Origin of the sequence: Sporosarcina sp. FSL K6-6792, from assembly GCF_038004885.1 — a bacterium.
Classification (GTDB): Bacteria; Bacillota; Bacilli; order Bacillales_A; family Planococcaceae; genus Sporosarcina; species Sporosarcina psychrophila.
Genome location: NZ_JBBOSA010000001.1, coordinates 3,070,953 through 3,088,740 on the forward strand (window position 1 = coordinate 3,070,953; position 17,788 = coordinate 3,088,740).

The 17,788-nt window shown below is 42.8% G+C and carries 18 protein-coding genes; 16 read left to right on the top strand and 2 right to left on the bottom strand.

Annotated elements, in window-relative coordinates:
- Positions 1-116: 116 nt before the first annotated feature.
- From MKZ26_RS14950 to spoVT, 16 genes are all read left to right on the top strand, one after another.
- Positions 117-1,346 carry a ubiquitin-like domain-containing protein gene (locus tag MKZ26_RS14950; RefSeq protein WP_340766660.1) on the top strand — a complete coding sequence of 410 codons (1,230 nt, stop codon included), beginning with the start codon at positions 117-119 and terminating at the stop codon, positions 1,344-1,346.
- A gap of 197 nt (positions 1,347-1,543) precedes the next feature.
- Positions 1,544-2,110: a ribonuclease M5 gene (gene rnmV / locus MKZ26_RS14955; RefSeq protein ID WP_067214112.1), complete on the top strand. Its 567-nt coding sequence runs from the start codon at positions 1,544-1,546 to the stop codon at positions 2,108-2,110.
- On the top strand, positions 2,103-2,999 hold the full coding sequence (gene rsmA / locus MKZ26_RS14960) for a 16S rRNA (adenine(1518)-N(6)/adenine(1519)-N(6))-dimethyltransferase RsmA (protein ID WP_340741128.1): 897 nt from the start codon (positions 2,103-2,105) through the stop codon (positions 2,997-2,999). The genes rnmV and rsmA overlap by 8 nt, the downstream gene beginning before the upstream one ends.
- A 142-nt stretch (positions 3,000-3,141) precedes the next feature.
- Complete coding sequence (gene veg / locus MKZ26_RS14965) at positions 3,142-3,408, top strand: biofilm formation stimulator Veg (protein ID WP_067213752.1); 267 nt, start codon at positions 3,142-3,144, stop codon at positions 3,406-3,408.
- A gap of 132 nt (positions 3,409-3,540) precedes the next feature.
- Positions 3,541-3,717, top strand: coding sequence for a small, acid-soluble spore protein, alpha/beta type (locus tag MKZ26_RS14970; RefSeq protein ID WP_067213751.1), 177 nt, complete (start codon positions 3,541-3,543; stop codon positions 3,715-3,717).
- 299 nt (positions 3,718-4,016) lie between these two features.
- Complete coding sequence (gene ispE / locus MKZ26_RS14975) at positions 4,017-4,883, top strand: 4-(cytidine 5'-diphospho)-2-C-methyl-D-erythritol kinase (protein ID WP_067213750.1); 867 nt, start codon at positions 4,017-4,019, stop codon at positions 4,881-4,883.
- A gap of 55 nt (positions 4,884-4,938) precedes the next feature.
- Positions 4,939-5,766 carry a pur operon repressor gene (gene purR, locus MKZ26_RS14980; protein ID WP_067213749.1) on the top strand — a complete coding sequence of 276 codons (828 nt, stop codon included), beginning with the start codon at positions 4,939-4,941 and terminating at the stop codon, positions 5,764-5,766.
- Between the two features lies 1 nt (position 5,767).
- Positions 5,768-6,145 (top strand): RidA family protein, encoded by a 378-nt coding sequence (locus tag MKZ26_RS14985; RefSeq protein WP_067213748.1) that lies wholly within the window; start codon positions 5,768-5,770, stop codon positions 6,143-6,145.
- A gap of 149 nt (positions 6,146-6,294) precedes the next feature.
- On the top strand, positions 6,295-6,579 hold the full coding sequence (gene spoVG / locus MKZ26_RS14990; RefSeq protein WP_067213747.1) for a septation regulator SpoVG: 285 nt from the start codon (positions 6,295-6,297) through the stop codon (positions 6,577-6,579).
- A gap of 396 nt (positions 6,580-6,975) precedes the next feature.
- A complete protein-coding gene (gene glmU, locus MKZ26_RS14995; RefSeq protein WP_340766661.1) occupies positions 6,976-8,346 on the top strand; it encodes a bifunctional UDP-N-acetylglucosamine diphosphorylase/glucosamine-1-phosphate N-acetyltransferase GlmU in 1,371 nt (456 codons plus the stop codon).
- Positions 8,347-8,360: 14 nt separating this feature from the next.
- Positions 8,361-9,320 (top strand): ribose-phosphate diphosphokinase, encoded by a 960-nt coding sequence (locus MKZ26_RS15000; RefSeq protein ID WP_338654474.1) that lies wholly within the window; start codon positions 8,361-8,363, stop codon positions 9,318-9,320.
- Between the two features lie 84 nt (positions 9,321-9,404).
- On the top strand, positions 9,405-10,037 hold the full coding sequence (locus MKZ26_RS15005; protein ID WP_067213744.1) for a 50S ribosomal protein L25/general stress protein Ctc: 633 nt from the start codon (positions 9,405-9,407) through the stop codon (positions 10,035-10,037).
- Positions 10,038-10,534: 497 nt separating this feature from the next.
- Positions 10,535-11,098: an aminoacyl-tRNA hydrolase gene (pth, locus tag MKZ26_RS15010; RefSeq protein ID WP_067213743.1), complete on the top strand. Its 564-nt coding sequence runs from the start codon at positions 10,535-10,537 to the stop codon at positions 11,096-11,098.
- Positions 11,099-11,152: 54 nt separating this feature from the next.
- Complete coding sequence (locus MKZ26_RS15015) at positions 11,153-11,383, top strand: anti-sigma-F factor Fin (RefSeq protein ID WP_340766662.1); 231 nt, start codon at positions 11,153-11,155, stop codon at positions 11,381-11,383.
- A gap of 361 nt (positions 11,384-11,744) precedes the next feature.
- Entirely contained in the window at positions 11,745-15,275 is a 3,531-nt protein-coding gene (mfd, locus tag MKZ26_RS15020; protein WP_340766663.1) for a transcription-repair coupling factor, read from the top strand.
- Positions 15,276-15,365: 90 nt separating this feature from the next.
- Positions 15,366-15,902, top strand: a complete 537-nt coding sequence (spoVT, locus tag MKZ26_RS15025) for a stage V sporulation protein T (protein ID WP_067213740.1) — start codon at positions 15,366-15,368, stop codon at positions 15,900-15,902.
- A gap of 247 nt (positions 15,903-16,149) precedes the next feature.
- Here spoVT and MKZ26_RS15030 read toward each other — a convergent pair whose 3' ends face one another.
- The gene (locus MKZ26_RS15030; protein ID WP_255428538.1) at positions 16,150-16,857 is read right to left on the bottom strand and encodes a hypothetical protein; all 708 of its coding nucleotides are present in this window, start codon (positions 16,855-16,857) and stop codon (positions 16,150-16,152) included.
- On the bottom strand, positions 16,850-17,674 hold the full coding sequence (locus MKZ26_RS15035; protein ID WP_340766664.1) for an ABC transporter ATP-binding protein: 825 nt from the start codon (positions 17,672-17,674) through the stop codon (positions 16,850-16,852). Before MKZ26_RS15035 ends, MKZ26_RS15030 begins: the two co-directional genes overlap by 8 nt.
- Positions 17,675-17,788 lie beyond the last annotated feature (114 nt).

The following is a 17,788-nucleotide window of genomic DNA, read 5'->3' on the forward strand; positions in this document are numbered from 1 at the left end:
TCCATATTTTTCATATGAAGGGCTTCCTAAATTTGTTATGCATCAAATTCATACGGGTTGACATGCCGAAGAGTACCCTTTATAATCAGCCGAGTGATGAAGGAGGAGTTTTTTTCATGTCAAAAAGTACCATGAAAAACCTGTTCTATAAGTCATTGAGGAGTAAAAAAGTAGCGATTACCGTAGTTTCGCTAACGCTATTTGTTACTGTTATTTCACTTGTTCTCTTTGAGGGAACAAAAAAATCGATCACGCTGGACGTGGACGGTAAAGAACTTAACATTAAAACGCACGCACATACAGTTGGTAAACTTCTCTCCGAACAGGAAATTGAAGTTACCAAACACGATCTAGTAATACCCTCAGTGAATACACCTATCGAGGATGGTCTATCGATTAGGTGGGAACAGTCGCAACAAGTTGTAATAAATGTCGATCAGGATACCAAATCCATATGGACGACTAATCATAAGGTGGAAGAGATACTTGCTGAAGCAGATATCGAAATTACCGAATATGATGTTGTAAACCCGGTGCTAGATGAACAGCTAGGGAAAGAAAATAGCATTACCGTCCAAAAAGCGTTTGAAGTAACGTTGAATGACGGCGGAGAAGAAAAGAAGGTCCGGTCAACTTCGACTACGGTCGCTGACTTTTTAAAGAGAGAGAACATTCATTTGAATGATGACGATCGTCTGAATAGAAAGGCAGATGGGTATCTAAAGCCTGGCTCTATAGTGGAAGTCGTACGAGTGGAAAAAGTCACCGATGTAGTGGAAGAACCGGCGAACTTTGCAGTTGAAACACGCAACGATCCATCTTTACTGAAAGGGCGCGAAAAAATCGTCCAAGCGGGAAAAAAAGGAACGGTTTCACGGAAGTTTGAAATTGTGAAAGAAAACGGGAAGGAAATTTCCCGTAAGCTACTAGAAGAGAAGTCAATAAAAAAACCACAAACGAAGATCGTTTCCATAGGCTCGCAAGTGATGGTCGCAAGTGCATCAGCTGGGATGTCTAATTCAAAAACTGTATCGCGTAACGATTCATCCGCGGAAGGCGGGGAGTTCTACGTAACCGCTACGGCCTATACGGCGCATTGTAATGGTTGTTCTGGAATTACACGTACAGGCATTAATTTACGTGCGAACCCTAATTTGAAAGTCATTGCAGTCGACCCAAGCGTTATCCCGCTCGGTTCTAAAGTGTGGGTTGAAGGATACGGCTATGCCGTTGCAGGGGATACAGGCGGTGCAATCAAAGGCAAGAAGATTGATCTGCACGTAGCAACGAAAGGCGATGCCTATAAATTCGGCAGACGCCAAGTGAAAATTAAAATCATCGATTGATATATACATCCGCAGGACTGATATTAGTCCCGCGGATTATTGTGTTATAGCCATCTTCTGCTGAAGGAAGTTAAACCTCTGGGGGATATTATAAATTTTGAATTACGCCGAGGCGTAATTGATCGCCTGCCCATCTGTACATCCGCTTGCCGTCAGAGTAGAATTAGGGAAAGAATGCAATGGGAATGAGGATTTTTGTGAACATTAAAGAAATTATTGTTGTTGAAGGCAAGTCTGATACAGTAGCCGTGAAACGGGCAGCAGGTGCGGATACGATTGAAACGAACGGTTCTGCAATCGACGAGTTAACGCTCACGCGTATTCGGCATGCTCAGGAAACGCGAGGCGTCATCGTATTCACGGATCCCGACTTTCCTGGCAGAAGAATCCGCGCCATCATTGAAGAGCGTATTCCAGGTGTTAAACATGCTTTTCTTGAAAAGAAGCTGACGATTGCCAAAAATGGATCGGGGCTAGGTATTGAGCATGCACATGATGAGCATATACGGGCTGCGCTAAGTGCGGTTTACACCGTGGACGACCAGCCTGCTGTTGATATACCACTAGCAGATTTGATGACGGCTAGGCTTATCGGACATCCTGATGCAAAAAGGCGCCGTGAGCGCTTAAGTGAGCTGTTGCAAATCGGTCAAGTGAATGGCAAAGGATTAAAGAAGCGGTTGGAAATGTTCCGAATTGGTTATGATCGATTGGGAGAAGTATTAAAGGTTCTAGACGAGGAGGAAACGGAAAATAATGAATAAAGATATTGCGACTCCGGTCAGGACGAAAGAGATTCTCGCTAAATACGGTTTTTCGCTCAAAAAAAGTTTAGGTCAAAACTTCTTGATTGACCCCAATATTTTACGCAATATCGTTTCGCACGCAGGCTTGTCCGAAAAAACAGGTGTTATTGAAATCGGACCCGGTATTGGTGCATTGACAGAACATCTTGCAAGAAGCGCAGGAAAAGTCGTCGCTTTTGAAATTGACGGACGCCTCCTTCCTGTATTGGAAGATACCCTGTCGCCTTACGACAACGTGACAATCGTTCATCAGGACATACTGGAAGCTGACCTTCTACAAGTAATGCAGGATCACTTCGCGGATTATGAGGATGTTGTAGTTGTTGCAAACTTGCCTTATTATGTGACAACGCCAATTATCATGAAATTCTTACTTGGTAAAGTTCCAGTATCAGGTATGGTAGTTATGATGCAGAAAGAAGTAGCAGATCGCATTACCGCCGTTCCAGGGACAAAAGCATACGGTTCTCTATCCATAGCTATTCAGTACTATATGGATGCCGAAGTGGCTATGATTGTACCGAAGACGGTATTCATGCCGCAACCAAACGTTGAGTCGGCTGTTCTACGTTTGACAAGAAAAGAAACGGCGCCAGCAAAAGTAATCGATGAAGACTTTATGTTTGTAGTTTCTAGAGGTTCATTCGTCCAGCGCCGGAAGACGATCTTGAACAACTTGCAATCGTCACTTCCTAATGGCAAGTTGAAGAAAGAAGTGATCTTGCAAGCTTTCGAACAAATTGGCATGGACCCTGGCCGACGTGGAGAAACACTGACAATAGAAGAGTTTGCAAACTTGTCGAATGCCTTGTATGAGGACTTCTTTGAGGAGAAGAAAAAACGATAGAGTTAGAAAGTTTTTATTAGAAAAATACCCTTTTTTCTAATAAAAAGATTGACAAAGTAGACAAGCAATTGTTAAAATGAAGATTTTAATTGACAGAAACTTTTAAAAGTGTTATGCTTATACTTAGTGAGGTGTAAGCGACGTGCCAAAAACATTAGCGGACATTAAGAAGTCATTGGATTCTCATCTGGGAAAACGTTTGCACTTAAAAGCAAACGGTGGTCGGAAGAAGACAATCGAGAGAGCTGGAGTGCTGCGGGAAACATATCGTGCAGTATTCGTAGTTGAACTTGACCAGGACGAAAATGCATTTGAAAGAGTATCTTACAGCTACGCAGACATTTTAACCGAAGCGGTTGAAATAACAATTCTTGAAGGTGCAGATCCTACTGCATTCATTATCAAATAATTACAGTCTTAATGATTTAATTCATTTTTAAACAACACCTGTGCAAGCATTCTGAAAATGGATGTCTTGTGCGGGTGTTTTTTCTTTCGTTTGGTTCATACTACAATTGTCAGCCAAAAGGAGGAAAACCGAATGGCGAAAAAACGTGGCATTATGTCTGAAGGCTTGAAGGTAGAAATTGCGAAAGAGCTTGGATTTTATGATGTTGTGGAGCGAGAAGGTTGGGGCGGCATCAAATCACGCGACGCGGGCAATATGGTGAAGCGAGCAATTGAAATGGCCGAACGAGGAGTAGCACAAAAGAAATAACGCTATGAATTACCCATTATCCAACTAACAGGCTGACAAAAGAAGAGCTGAATCCGGGCATCAAGATATCCGGCCAGCTCTTCTTTTTAGTGCCTGGGAAGTTGTGCGATATAGATAGGATTGGTCGTCCGTTGTTTATGATTGGTAGGTATGATTATATGGTCGGTTGTGTTTCCACATTTGTTCTGAAACCGAGGCTTTCAAAAATCAATTATCCTATTATTATCATTTCACAGCGCAAATATTTCACCCTATGCTAAAATAGGGGGATACAGACTAGCTGGAATGGAGGGAGCCGGATGCTTTATGAAAAGGCACCAGCAAAAATCAATTTAACACTCGATGTATTACATAAGCGACCGGATAATTTCCATGAAGTCGAAATGATTATGACTACGGTTGATTTAGCAGACAGAATCTGGCTTCGTCCGACAGATAACGGGAAAATCATCATCAAGGCATCAGAACGACATGTACCCAATGATCGAAAGAACTTGGCTTATCAAGCTGCTGAATTGTTACAAATTGAATGTGGTATTACAAACGGTGTTGAGATTACGCTAGAAAAAAGTATTCCTGTTGCTGCAGGGCTCGCGGGCGGAAGTTCGGATGCTGCTGCTACACTACGGGGATTGAATAGGCTATGGAATTTAAAATTGAGTGTTGAAGAACTCGCGAGGCTTGGGGCACGGATTGGTTCGGATGTTTCATTTTGCGTACATGGCGGTACAGCACTTGCGACGGGGCGCGGAGAATTAATTGAAATCCTACCTCCCCCACCAAATTGTTGGGTCATTCTCGCGAAACCAGCCATTTCGGTTTCGACAGGAGATATATACGGAAAGCTGAATTTATCTGCGATTGATCATATCGATACGGTTCGAATGATTGAAGCATTAAGGGCGGGAGATTACGACAAAATGTGCAACTCAGTCGGGAATGTCCTAGAAACCGTCACAATGGATCTGTATCCACAAGTCGTTGTTCTGAAAGAGCAGATGAAAAGATTTGGTGCAGATGCAGTTTTAATGAGTGGTAGCGGCCCGACAGTTTTCGGTCTCGTTAAACATGAATCCAGGGTACCGAGAATTTATAACGGGCTAAAAGGGTTCTGTCCAGAAGTATATGCGGTTAGAATGGTCGGTGGACATACAATTCTTGATTAAATACGTACGATTGTGGTAATGTACATTAAAATATTCGGGTTTAGGAGATGGTACTATGAAGTGGAAAAGGAGCGAGCGGCTTGTAGATATGACTAGCCAATTGTTGGAATCTCCACATGAACTTATTCCACTGACCTTCTTCTCCGAACGTTACCAAGCGGCTAAATCCTCGATTAGTGAGGATTTGACGATTGTAAAAGAAACGTTTGAGGAAAAAGGCACAGGAAAACTGGTGACGGTTTCCGGAGCAGCGGGAGGAGTGAAGTTCATCCCGAAGATGGTAGAATCCGACGTTCGTGAAGTGATGTCGCTTCTAATGGAGAAACTTGGGCATTCGGATCGATTGCTGCCAGGCGGTTATTTATTCATGACGGATCTTCTTGGCAATCCGCGCATTATGGATCGTGTGGGTAAAGTATTTGCTTCAGCGTACGCGGAGACAGACATTGATGTGATTATGACGGTAGCGACGAAGGGTATTCCGATTGCTCATGCAATTGCGCGTCACCTGAATGTGCCAGTCGTTGTCGTTCGCCGTGATAGCAAGGTGACCGAGGGACCAACTGTGAGCATTAATTATGTATCTGGTTCAACCAGACGTATTCAAACAATGGTATTATCGAAAAGAAGCATGCAAAGCGGACGAAAAGTCCTCATTACAGACGATTTCATGAAAGCAGGCGGTACGATGCTTGGGATGAAGAGTCTTCTGGAGGAATTTGGTTGCGAACTGGCAGGTATAGCTGTTTTAGTAGAATCCGATCATGCTGAAGAGGTTCTCGTCGATAACTACTTATCTCTTGTTAAGCTTCATGCAGTAAATGAAAAGAATGGGACCATCGAGTTAGAAGAAGGAAACTATTTTGCGGAAGGTGGAAAATGATATGAATTATGTAGCGACAGAAAACGCACCACAGGCAATTGGACCTTATGCACAAGCGGTTAGTGTGAACGGAATGGTATATACATCCGGGCAAATTCCATTGACACCGGAAGGGCTGCTTGTTGAGGGGACTATCGAAGATCAAACGCACCAAGTGTTCGCCAATTTAAAAGAAGTGCTGAAAGCAGCAGGTTCATCTTTGGATAAAGTAGTCAAAGCAACTGTTTTTATTAAAGATATGAATGAATTCGTTGCTGTCAATGACATTTACGCACAGCATTTTGGGTCTCATACACCTGCACGTTCAACTGTTGAAGTTGCTAGATTACCGAAAGACGTAAAAATTGAAATAGAGGTTATTGCTCTAGTAGCCAAATAACAGATACCCGCCCAAATATCACTTGGGGCGGGTTTTTTATTTCCGTGTCTTTCAAAATGTTTAAATAATTGTGTTTATAAAGAAGGGAAACGCTTACTTTTGTGGAATATAGTCGTCATGCACTGTAAAGACAAAAGGAGTGGTAAGAGATGGAAGTAACAGATGTGAGGTTACGAAAGATGGAAACTGATGGAAGGATGAGGGCAATTGCTTCGATTACGATTGACGATGAATTTGTCGTGCATGACATTCGGGTCATCGATGGAAATGAGGGATTGTTCGTAGCGATGCCGAGTAAACGAACGCCTGATGGAGAGTTTCGTGATGTAGCACATCCAATTAATACAAGTGCTCGAACCAAAATCCAAGATGCAGTAATGGCGGCATACCACCTTTCTGCAGAAGAAGCAGTATTTGAAGGCGCTGGTGCATGATATGGCCCCTTCGTTTTTACCTATACTTATCGTGAAATAATATAGACAGCCTGTGGATAATTTACAATATAGAAGTTTCACGTCTAGGCTCCGGGCACAAAATGCTCGGAGACCTGCAGGATGTGTGTTCCGTAGAAGCGGGATTGGACTACGATTCACTTTGTGCTAGATGATAAGGACAACTTAGGTTGTGTTCACTTGCAGGTTTCCTGCGCTTTTTTTATGGATTTTTTTGGTATTAAAAAGCTGGATAAAAAAAGAGAAAATAATGATAAAAGATTGTAATCAACTTGTCAAGAGGTATGAGGTTGAAAATTAGCCCGTTTTCAGCTATAGTCAATAGTGAAAACATTCGAGGGGGATTCGCCTTCATCCCTCATTCATGGGGGCTATTAAATGACAAATACATACGCCGTTGTCCTGGCTGCAGGGCAAGGTACACGGATGAAGTCCGATTTATATAAAGTACTGCATCCCGTTTGTGGAAAACCGATGGTCGAACACGTAATTGATCATATACGCGGTCTTGGTATTGGTCGAATTGTTACGATTGTTGGACACGGTGCAGAAACGGTAGAAGAAACGCTTGGAGAGAAAAGTGAATATGCGCTACAGCAAGAGCAATTAGGCACGGCACACGCTGTTCAGCAGGCTGAGAGGCTTATTGGTGACTTGGATGGTACGACTATCGTTGTATGCGGAGATACGCCGCTCATTCGTTCTGAGACAATGGAGGAATTGATTGCGCATCATAAAACAACAGGAGCAAAAGCAACAATCTTGACGGCTAATGCGGATGATCCAACAGGATACGGGCGCATTATCAGGGGAGAGAGTGGCCAAGTCCTCCGAAATGTTGAACAGAAAGATGCAACTCCTGAAGAACAAAAAGTGACGGAAATCAATACAGGGACCTATTGCTTTGACAATCGGACACTTTTTGAAACGTTGAAAAAAGTGAAAAATAATAATACGCAAGGGGAATACTATCTCCCTGATGTTGTCGGTATTTTGCAATCTGAAAATGCACTCGTTTCAGCATACGTGACAGGGGATTTCAGTGAAACACTCGGTATCAATGACCGCGTAGTCTTGGCAGAAGCAGAGCGTGTCATGCGTAGACGTATAGCTGAAAAGCATATGCGGAATGGTGTAACAATCATCAACCCTGAAAGCACGTATATAAGCGCGGCAGCCGAAATTGGGCGTGATGTAGTTCTTCAACCGGGTACGATGATTGAAGGTCATACCGTTATCGGTAATAAGTGTGTAATTGGACCAAATAGCCAGATTGTAGACAGTGTAATCGGTGATAATACAAATGTGCATTCATCTGTTGTTCTATCTAGCAGAATTGGTTCAACTACGGCAATAGGACCGTTCGCACATATCCGCCCGGATTCTGATCTTGGCGACAGTGTGAAAATCGGTAACTTTGTGGAAGTGAAAAAGGCGACACTAGGTGAAGGTAGCAAAGTGTCACATTTAAGCTATATTGGTGACGCAAAAATTGGGTCGCATGTAAATGTGGGTTGTGGAACAATCACTGTTAACTACGATGGCAAGAACAAGCATCTTACAACAATCGAAGATAATGCATTTATTGGTTGTAATTCCAATTTAGTCGCTCCAGTTACAGTTGGAAAAGGTGCATATGTAGCAGCTGGATCGACAATTACTAAAAGTGTGCCAGAAAGTTCACTTGCAATTGCGCGTGCACGGCAGGAGAATAAAGAAGGATATGCAAACAAACTAAATCTCAGTTAAACAGGGGGAACATGATGGCTAATCACTATCCTAACGATAAACTTAAGATATTTTCTTTGAATTCGAACCAAACACTTGCGGTGCAAGTAGCGGAAAAAATCGGACGTCCACTTGGCAAATGCTCGGTCAAACAATTCAGTGACGGAGAAGTCCAAATCAATATCGAAGAAAGTATCCGTGGCTGCGATGTATTTGTCATCCAGTCGACATCGTACCCTGTCAATGAAAACTTGATGGAACTTCTTATTATGATTGACGCTTTGAAACGTGCGTCAGCACGCACAATCAATGTCGTTATGCCTTATTATGGCTATGCGCGCCAAGACCGTAAAGCACGTTCACGTGAACCGATTACAGCGAAACTTGTTGCAAATTTACTTGAAACAGCAGGAGCCCACCGTGTCATTGCAATCGATTTGCATGCACCACAAATCCAAGGTTTCTTCGATATCCCAATCGATCATCTTGTTGCTGAGCCAATCCTTACAGAATACTTTAAAGGAAAAGGTTTTAACACTGATGAACTTGTTATTGTATCACCGGATCATGGCGGTGTAACGCGTGCGCGTAAGATGGCGGACCGCATGAAAGCACCTATTGCGATTATTGACAAACGTCGCCCACGCCCAAATGTTGCTGAAGTGATGAATATCGTTGGCAATGTTGAAGGGAAAACAGCAATCCTAATTGATGATATTATCGATACAGCAGGGACAATCACAATTGCGGCGAGCGCTTTAATCGAAAGTGGAGCAAAAGAAGTGTATGCTTGTTGTACACACCCAGTGTTGTCAGGTCCAGCAATCGAACGAATTGATAATTCGCAAATTAAAGAATTGGTTATTACAAATTCAATTGAGCTTCCGGCAACGAAAACATCCCCAAAAATCAAGCAACTTTCTATCGCTTCATTGCTTGCAGAAGCGATCGTGCGTGTGTTCGAAGAGAAATCTGTTAGTACATTGTTTGAGTAAATTTAATTTAGATGTTTCATGTCGCTTGTCATTGGGTATTTATTAGTTAACACAACTTTTTTTAAAGAAGGGTGATTAAATAAAATGAGTACAACTATACAATCAGAAGCGAGAGTACCATCAAAACAATCAGCACTAACTGGATTACGTAAAGAGGGCTATGTTCCAGCGGTCGTCTACGGTTATAAAACAGAAGCTACATCGATTTCAGTAAAAGAGCGAGACTTACTGAAAACATTACAAATAACGGGCCGTAATGGCGTTATTAAACTTAATATTGACGGGAAGGACCTTAATGTTGTCCTAAACGATTATCAATCTGACGTATTAAAAGGTGAAATTCGACATGCGGACTTCCTTGCTATCAATATGACAGAGGAGCTTGAAGTAGATGTTACTATACATCTTATTGGCGAATCTGTTGGCTTGAAAGAGGGAGGCGTACTTCAACAACCGAACCGTGAAGTGACCATCAAAGTGAAACCTTCGGATATTCCGGAGACATTTGATATCGACATTTCAAAACTTCAAATCGGCGAAACGATTACAGTAGCTGAAATTCGTGCGAATTCGAAATATGAGATTTTAAACGAAGATGATCATGCACTTGTTCTAATTTCATCACCACGTACAGCGGCGGAGATGGAAGAACTTGAAAGTGAAGCTTCTGAATCAGAAGAGCCAGAAGTAATTGGTGAGAAGAAAGAAGCGAAGTAATACAAACATGAGCGCACGGAAATCCGTGCGCTTCTTTTCTGTTTCATAGTTAAGTAATTATAAGTTTTTTAACTTGGAATAGTGTCTTGGCACTAGTCACAAGGATCCTAGGATATAGCTATGCAGTCGTTTGCGATAGGAAGTCGCTCACTTAGACTGCCTTTTTTGCTCTCTTTAAGCCCGTGGCATCTGTATCGTATCCTTGTGCTTTTCTCAAGGATAGGAAAGTATAACTTTATCTTTATCTACATGAATCGGTGTCTAAACTCTAGCGCTTTTCTAAAAGGTAAGAAGTATAGGTTTTGCTACTTGGATCGGTGTCTAGGCTCCAGACGCCAGCCCCTCGAGTCGCTTCAGTCTTGCCGAAAAGGCATAGTACGCCTTTATCTTCAAGACTTCTAGCAAGGAGGGATTGAACTGCATCCCTCCTACTTGTCGGGGCTAAACGGCGCCTTGCGCTTTTCTAAATCATCTAGTGTAAAAGGAAGATGAAATTTATGAAAATGATAATTGGACTCGGAAATCCGGGTAAACAATATGAAAAAACACGCCATAATGTGGGGTTTCATGTCATTGACGAGCTTAGTACTCGTCTGCCAATCACTGCAGTACAATCGAAATTTGGTGGCATGTATACGGTTGTCCATCGTCCGGAAGGTAAAGTAATGCTTGTCAAGCCGCTTACTTATATGAACCTATCTGGTGAATGTGTTCGGCCATTGATGGATTACTTCGATATCGACGTAGAAGATATCGTTGTTCTGTATGATGATCTTGATATTGCCCCCGGAACAATTCGACTGCGTCAAAAAGGCAGTGCGGGTGGCCATAACGGCATGAAATCACTTATTGCTCATCTTGGTACGGACCAGTTCAATCGAATCCGAATCGGTGTTGGTCGTCCCATTGGTGGTATGAAAGTGGCTGATTACGTTCTAGCACCTTTCGGCAAAGATGAAAAACCATTAATTGAAGACATGGTGAAAAAAAGTGCATCCGCATGTGAAGCGTGGCTAGGCAAACCATTTAATGATGTCATGAACAACTTTAATGGTGTATAAGGAATAATAAAGCCGTCTTGCGCCTATACTTTGAGAAAAGGGGCGGAGACTAAAATGGCGATCCGTTATACTTGCCGGCATTGTGAGACTGAAATTGGCACACTTCCGTTTGAATCTGCAAAGGAGGCTATCCTTCTGCTGCACAAGATGGACGAAGAGGAAGTTGAGCATTTTCTGACGTATGAAAAAGACGGGTCATTGACGGTACGATGCATATGCGAACAGTGTGAGCAATCGCTTCAACGATTCCCGGACTACTATACACTTAACAAATGGCTTCAATAAGATGTACGCTTTGGCGCTAAATGCGTCCAAAGCTTTTTCTGTTTTTCTGTCTAAAGGTAGTTGTGTTGAACTATTAAATTGTTTTGAATTGGCTGCGGTTACTTTATGTCCAGTTAATGAGATAATTTTCAGCAAAGGCGTCTACTGGGTTAGCCGCAGCAATAAGTCTGACAGTGATTTTCTATCCGACTTATTGTGGGAGGCATCCCCTAGTGCCAAGCGTTGTTGGTAGGATTCTTTATTACAACATATATAGATAATTATTTTTCCAATATATAAATATAGTTTGGACTTGGCGCACTTGAATGGCCTAGCCCTTTTTGAACGCCTACTATTATTATGAAAGAAAGGATGTGTAGCATTGGAATCACTAATAGATTTGTTTTTACAAGAGAAAGAGATTGACGAACTAGTGGGAGAGTTGGAGGCGGGAATAGACCGTCAACTTATCGCGGGATTGTCAGGCGGGGCGAAGTCGATTCTTTTCAAAGTGCTTCAGCAGTCGAGCAAACGGCCCATTCTTATCGTATCTCCAAATTTATTGCAAGCCCAGCGTACATATGAAGACCTCGTCAAAATGTTGGGCGATTCACTCGTCCATCTTTACCCTGCAGAGGAACTCATTGCTGCGGACTTTTCTGTTTCGAGCTATGAACTTCGCGCCCAGCGCATCGATACATTAGATCATATGGTACGAACTGGGAAGGGGGTTTATATCACGCCGATTGCAGGCATGAAAAAACTATTACCTGAAAAAGCACGCTGGCTATCCAATTCATTATCAACGACAATAGGCGCAGAAATTAATATGGAAGAATGGCTTGAAAGACTTGTGTCAATGGGTTATACGAGACAGTCAATGGTAACAGCGCCAGGTGAGTTTGCATTGCGTGGGGGTATCCTGGATTTGTATCCGCTGAATTTGGAAGAACCCGTACGGATTGAATTATTTGATACGGACGTTGACTCGATTCGCACGTTCTCGGCGGAAGATCAGCGCTCAACAGGTAAGTTGAAAGACGTATCAATTCTTCCCGCTGCCGAATTTGTTTGGAAGGCTGAAGATTTGACGATCATCGCAGAAAACCTGGAGAATGCGCTTGGCGTTAGTTTGAAGAAGATGAACGATGTGGATGCGAAAGAACGGTTAACCATTAATATGAAGGGGGATATTGCTTTAATGAGGGAGGGATCCATTCCGGAAAACATGTTGAAATATGCATCGTTTTCAGCTGGAACGACTTCCCTTGAAAGCTATTTTCCAAGTAACGGAATCGTTTTATTTGATGAAATCGGACGGGTCCTTGAGGTTGTTGCATCACTAGAGTCGGATGAAAAGGAATGGATGGTTGCTCTTCTTGAAGAAGGGAAAATTGTTCATGATGCAAAAACTTCATATTCATTCGAAGAGGTACATGGAACATTAAAGCAACGAAAAGTATATTTATCCCTTTTCGTGCGCACAGTTCCAGGAATTGTTGTGAAAAAGACAGTGACGTTTTCTTGTAAACCGATGCAGCAGTTCCATGGGCAGATGAGTTTATTGAAAAATGAGATAGAACGCTGGCACCAAGGACGTTTCAATATTTTCATTATCGCAGACGGCAATGAACGAATGCAGAAAGTCCAATCTATCCTTGAAGATTACGATATGCAATCTGCCTTGGCTGGCAAACCGTCAAAAGCAGGTGGCATAATTGTCATCGATGGCGATTTGTCTGCTGGCTTCGAGCTGCCGTTTCAACGGATGGCAGTTATAACAGATTCTGAGCTCTTCAAAGGGACACCGAAACGGAAAGCACGTCCGCAAAAGATGACCAATGCAGAACGCATCAAAAGTTACTCGGAAATCAAGCCAGGTGATCATATCGTTCACGTTCATCATGGGATTGGGAAGTATTACGGGGTTGTAACGCTCGAAGTAAGCGGTATTCATAAAGATTACCTCGACATCAGGTACCGCGGAGAAGATAAGCTATTCGTTCCTGCCGACCAGATCGATTTAATCCAGAAATATGTCGCCTCCGGGGAAAAAGAACCGAAACTGCATAAGTTGGGTGGGGCAGACTGGAAGAAGACGAAAACAAAAGTTATCGCAGCAGTACAAGACATTGCGGACGACCTAATTGAGCTGTATGCCAAACGGGAATCGGAAAAGGGACATGCATTTGCAGTGGATGACGACATGCAAATGGCATTTGAAAACGCGTTCCCTTACGACGAAACCGATGATCAGCTCAGATCTATAGCTGAAGTGAAACTGGATATGGAAAAAGAACGTCCAATGGACCGCTTACTTTGTGGGGATGTTGGTTATGGTAAAACGGAAGTTGCAATTCGTGCTGCATTTAAGGCTGTATCAGATGGCAAGCAGGTAGCATTCCTTGTACCTACAACGATTTTAGCGCAACAGCATTACGAAACAATGAAAGAGCGTTTTTCTGGTTTCCCAGTTGAAGTTTCCCTCTTAAATCGTTTCCGTAAAAAGAAGGAACAAACGGAGACGTTGAAAAGATTGAAAGCGGGAACAGTCGACGTTATCGTTGGTACACATCGCCTTCTTTCTAAAGATATCGCCTACCATGATCTTGGTTTACTTGTTGTCGATGAAGAACAGCGATTTGGCGTAACGCATAAAGAAAAACTTAAACAGTTAAAAACACATGTCGACGTCCTGACATTGACCGCAACACCTATTCCACGGACGCTCCATATGTCGATGCTTGGTGTTCGTGATTTGTCCGTTATTGAAACGCCACCAGCAAACCGTTTCCCTGTCCAGACTTATGTTATGGAGCAAAACTTTGCACTTGTCCGCGAGGCAATTGAAAGGGAGATGGGCCGTGGTGGGCAAGTATTCTACTTGTATAATCGGGTGGAAGATATGGAGCGTAAAGTCGATGAAATCAAGCAGCTTGTGCCTGAAGCGCGAGTTGGATTTGCCAATGGTCAGATGGGCGAGTCAGCACTTGAGTCGGTGATTTTAAGTTTCCTTGAAGGTGAGTATGATGTTCTTGTAACGACAACCATCATTGAAACGGGTATCGATATTCCGAATGTCAATACACTTATCGTTCAAGACGCTGACCGTATGGGGTTATCACAGCTCTACCAACTACGTGGGCGCGTTGGGCGTTCGAATCGTGTTGCCTATGCCTATTTCCTTTATCAGCGTGATAAGGTGCTGACAGAGGTTGCAGAAAACCGTCTTCAAGCAATTAAGGAATTTACGGAACTTGGCTCGGGTTTCAAAATTGCGATGCGTGATTTATCAATTCGTGGTGCGGGTAATTTACTTGGTTCTCAGCAACATGGCTTCATCGACTCGGTTGGTTTCGATCTTTATTCTCAATTGTTGCAAGAAGCTGTTGAGCAGAAGCAGACAGGTATTGTAAAAGCGGATATACCAGACTTGGAAATTGCGTTGCCGCTTAATGCATATATTCCAGATGAGTATGTACGTGATGGATTCCAAAAGATTCAAATGTACAAAATGGTTAAAGCGATTGAAAATGAAACCGACTACAATGAACTTGTCGATGAAATGACAGATCGATTCGGTGATATGCCGCTCGAGGCTGACCTGTTACTACGTGTTGCAAGGGTAAAAGCTTGGGGACGTATCGCGGGTGCCGAATCCATTAAGAAACAACAATCGCTTATTGAAGTTCGCATATCGCCTGAAGGAACTGCGAAAACAGACGGCGCAAAACTGGTATCCGATTCAATGGCGTTTGGTCGTGCAGTTGGGTTCACGATGGAAAATGGTTGTCTTATCATGAGAATCGATGAGCGTCATACAGGGAAACAGACTGCATTTGATGTACTTGAAGAAATGATGCGAATTCTTCAGTCGTCTTTAAAGGAAACTGTTGTTAGTGATTCCGTCTAAAGGGCATGTTGCATATTTTGTCCATCCTTGATGCATACTACAATTGAAACAAAGTTAACGTTCAATTTTGTGGAAAGTGAGGCATCATGTATGAAGGCAACGGGAATCGTCCGCAGAATCGACGATCTTGGCAGGGTAGTTATCCCTAAAGAGATTCGAAGGACACTAAGGATTCGTGAAGGGGATCCACTTGAAATTTTTACCGACCGGGATGGCGAAGTAATTTTGAAGAAGTATTCGCCGATATCAGAACTCGGTCAATTTGCAAAAGAGTATGCGGAAACATTGTACGAAACACTAGGCACGCCTGCGCTCATTAGTGACAGGGATGAAATGATTGCCGTGTCCGGATTATCGAAAAAAGATTATTTGAATCGCCAGTTGTCGCCTGATCTCGATGAGATTATGACAGGCCGTAAAATCGTTACCGAAAAACTTGAAAAGGCGATTGAGTGGGTGCCTGGACAAGTGGAGCAGGTGAAGTCTTATTGTATTGCACCCATTATTGCTGCGGGGGATACGATTGGTGCTGTTTACCTGTTATCAAAGGTGCATTTTATCGGCGAAACTGAAATGAAAGCGGCGGAAACGGCCGCGCATTTTTTAGCGAAACAGATGGAACCATAAAAACAGCCCACACGAACCGGATATTGACGGTTTGTGTGGGCTGTTTTTAACGTCTAGGAAATTATAAAATCTCGAACTGAGGATAATTTCCAACATAGAATTTATACGTCTAGACTTCGGACGCAAAATGCGCGGAGGAAGTGAGTTACGCAGTGGGTAGGAATTGACCTAAATCCCCCCTTATTGCTGCAAGACGGTGCAAATTTGGAATATCTTCTATATGGCTTTATGGCTGTTGCCTCTGAACTTAGGCGTTTGTACTTTTACTCTTTGCCAGTGGACAATAGGGGCATTTTTCCGTGTTCGGAAGCTCCTTATACAAACAACATGTTAATCGTTTATAATTCGCCATAGCGTCCAGTGCCTGTTGGTTGTTCAAATATTGTTTGAAAGGGGAGCGGCGCATTGCAGGTTTCCAAGCTTCATCATCCAATAAAACATCTAAATCTTGCTGTGCAAATAAGGAATTTTCTTGAAGCAGCATCGAGTACATCCATAAGACGTACCCCCATATGTTTTCCCACAAAATTAACTTCGCAATTTTTGCACGCTTGCTTAAATAGTCAACGACAGGGTATCCGTAGGTCTCAAGAATAAAGCGGATATCTTTTTCACGGTTTTGTACGAGTCTAAAGCCGGCAGGTGGAACGGAAAAAAAGATTGTATCATTTTCGATGAATAACGATACATCGTCCAAATCACCAGCCCAAAGTAAATTATGTTCACTCATTAAATGTAGTTGGGCAGCAATGAAAAAACCATGCCTTCTCATATAAATAGATGTAGCGACAGTATTCGTTGGGGCACCAGACAAACTTTGAATTATCTCAAATAGTTTGTCGCAACCTGATTCGGATAACATATCTGCCGCCGACATAAACGTGGTCGCCTGTTCACCGATACGCACACTGAAACGTTCTAGTGCAGAAATGTGTTCTGCGTGTAACTTAAGCACCCGTATTTTTCCGAAGTCCCGGTACGATACAACGGCCCCGTCCGAATGGAACACAGTGTGGTGTACCGAAAAGAGGGTCTGTGGAAACTTGACACTCCATCCCAAACACAGCTCGGACTAAATCGCAGGTAATAATATTCTCTGGCTTGCCTTGCGCATGAACACCGCCATCTTTAATGGCGACGATATTGTGCGCATAACGGGAGGCCAAATTCAAATCGTGTAGCACCATTACAATGGTACGGCCTTTTTGTTCATTTAATTCGAACAGTAGATCAAGAATTTCAATCTGATGCGTCATGTCGAGGTAGGTCGTTGGTTCATCCAATAAAATGACGTCTGTATCTTGAGCCAGTGTCATTGCAATCCATGCACGCTGCCGCTGACCACCTGATAACGTGTCGATCGATTGATCTCGTAGATCACTTATCCTAGTCGCTGTCATTGCCGCTTCTGTTTTCTTCGTGTCCTCTTCAGTCCATCTTGAGAGCCACGATTGGTGTGGATAGCGTCCTTGTTTCACAAGATCATGTACCGTCAGCCCTTCAGGTGATACAGGTCCTTGTGGAAGAATACCCATTTTCTTTGCTACATTACGTGAAGACAGCGAGTGGATATCCTTACCTTCAAGTAAAATAGAGCCGTCAGATGGTTTTAAAAGACGGGCAATTGAACGGAGTAACGTAGACTTACCACAGCCGTTACTACCGACGAAAACAGTAATTTCGCCTTTAGGAATCGATAAATCCAGGTTTTCAAAGAGAAGATTATCTTGATAGCCAATCGATAGGTTTTCAGCTTTTATTGAGGTATGCATTGGAATGCCTCCATATCTATAGGGAATCTAAATGATTTTCATTTTCAATTAGAGATAAGCATAGCATATTTAGCATCTATTGAGAATGATGGTCATTTATTTTTGAATAAACTT